Source organism: Streptomyces alkaliterrae, from assembly GCF_007097205.2.
GTDB classification, from domain to species: Bacteria; Actinomycetota; Actinomycetes; order Streptomycetales; family Streptomycetaceae; genus Streptomyces; species Streptomyces alkaliterrae.
In genome coordinates this window covers 1-1,181 of record NZ_VJYK02000607.1, presented here as the reverse complement: position 1 = coordinate 1,181, position 1,181 = coordinate 1, and the positions used below count along the sequence as shown (strand labels likewise).

Annotated in this window: 1 protein-coding gene; it reads right to left on the bottom strand. The window is 56.9% G+C overall.

The window, feature by feature from the left end; genetic code table 11:
- Positions 1 to 1,160 (bottom strand): ATP-dependent Clp protease ATP-binding subunit ClpX (gene clpX, locus FNX44_RS27070; protein WP_143651594.1); only part of this gene is annotated, 1,160 nt, incomplete at its 3' end.
- Positions 1,161 to 1,181 lie beyond the last annotated feature (21 nt).

The following is a 1,181-nucleotide window of genomic DNA, read 5'->3' as shown; positions in this document are numbered from 1 at the left end:
TCGTACATCACCGACATCAGGACTTCTTCCATGATCGCGCGGAGGCCGCGCGCGCCCGTGCGGCGCAGGATCGCCTGGTCCGCGATCGCCTCCAACGCACCCCGCTCGAACTCCAACTCCACACCATCAAGCTCGAACAACTTCTGGTACTGCTTCACCAACGCGTTCCGCGGCTCCACCAGAATCTGCAACAACGCCGCACGATCCAAATTATGCACCGACGTGATCACCGGCAGACGGCCGATGAACTCCGGAATCATCCCGAACTTCACCAGATCCTCCGGCATCACCTCCTCGAACAGATTCGAAGCCTCCAACTCCCGCTTCGACCTGATCGTCGCACCAAACCCAATACCCTTCGCACCCGCCCGCGACTCGATAATCTTCTCCAACCCCGCGAACGCCCCACCCACAATAAACAACACATTCGTCGTGTCGATCTGAATGAACTCCTGATGCGGATGCTTCCGCCCACCCTGCGGCGGCACCGACGCAGTCGTCCCCTCCAAAATCTTCAACAACGCCTGCTGAACACCCTCACCCGACACATCCCGCGTAATCGACGGATTCTCACTCTTCCGCGCGACCTTGTCAATCTCATCAATATAGATGATCCCGGTCTCGGCCTTCTTCACATCATAGTCAGCCGCCTGGATCAACTTCAGAAGAATGTTCTCGACATCCTCACCCACATACCCCGCCTCCGTCAACGCAGTCGCATCAGCAATCGCGAACGGAACATTCAACATCCGCGCCAACGTCTGCGCCAACAACGTCTTACCCGACCCCGTCGGCCCCAACAACAAAATATTCGACTTCGCCAACTCGATACCATCGTCCTTCACCCCACCGGACGACGACTCACCCGCCTGCACCCGCTTGTAATGATTGTAAACAGCAACCGACAAAGCCTTCTTCGCCGCTTCCTGCCCCACCACATAACCCTCAAGGAACTCGAAAATCTCCCGAGGCTTCGGCAACTCACCCCACCGAAGATCAGAAGACTCCGCCAACTCCTCCTCGATAATCTCGTTACACAAGTCGATGCACTCGTCACAGATATACACACCAGGACCTGCGATAAGCTTCTTCACCTGCTTCTGACTCTTCCCGCAGAAAGAACACTTCAGCAGATCGCCACCATCACCGATGCGTGCCACGAGGTGCATCCCCTTCGCCTG